At 39.9% G+C, this 628-nt stretch carries 1 protein-coding gene; it reads right to left on the bottom strand.

Features of this window, described 5'->3' with window-relative positions:
* Nucleotides 1-180: 180 nt before the first annotated feature.
* Nucleotides 181-582 (bottom strand): LysR substrate-binding domain-containing protein, encoded by a 402-nt coding sequence (locus KIH86_RS24760; protein ID WP_456094027.1) that lies wholly within the window; start codon nucleotides 580-582, stop codon nucleotides 181-183.
* Nucleotides 583-628: the final 46 nt, after the last annotated feature.

The following is a 628-nucleotide window of genomic DNA, read 5'->3' as shown; positions in this document are numbered from 1 at the left end:
TTTGGAACCGCCGTATGCGGACCCGCATGTACGGTGGTGTGAGAGGACGGGGGCTTGCCGCCCCCTCCTACTCGATTAGCAGTAACATTAGGGCTTACAGCTCGCTGGTATGAAAGCAACAGCTGTTAAATAATCCGGATCAGTTATGTTAGCTGCATAAATCACGTTGTAAGGACTCGATTAAAGTTGAAAGTCCTTGTGGATTTTTACGTAAACGAAGCGTAATAAATCTGCAAGGTTTTTTGATTCATATTTGGTGGCAAATTCTAATAAAATCCTGTATTGCGTCNCAGAAGCAATATACTCCTTTACTATTTGAAAGGGCAGTACAGTAATACCAAACTTGTTTTTTGTAGCATTAATTAAGGCTACTGCACTGGTACTTTCCCAATATGGACTAATAAATAACCCCAGTTGACTCATATTGGATTCAAATAAATCCCTGACGCCAGTTCCCTTTTCCCGCAGTAAGAGAGGCTCATTAGCAATATCGTTTGCAGTAATAACTTTTTTCTCAAATAGATGATATTCGGGATCAGCCACAATCACAATTTTGTCATCATAAAAGATGTCTTGAATCAAGTCAGATGGATTATCCAATTCTTCAATAACAGCAAGATCCAACTCG

Origin of the sequence: Paenibacillus sinensis, from assembly GCF_019904155.1 — a bacterium.
In the GTDB taxonomy this organism is placed as follows: domain Bacteria; phylum Bacillota; class Bacilli; order Paenibacillales; family Paenibacillaceae; genus Paenibacillus_AQ; species Paenibacillus_AQ sinensis.
This window is presented reverse-complemented; position numbering and strand designations above follow the sequence as displayed.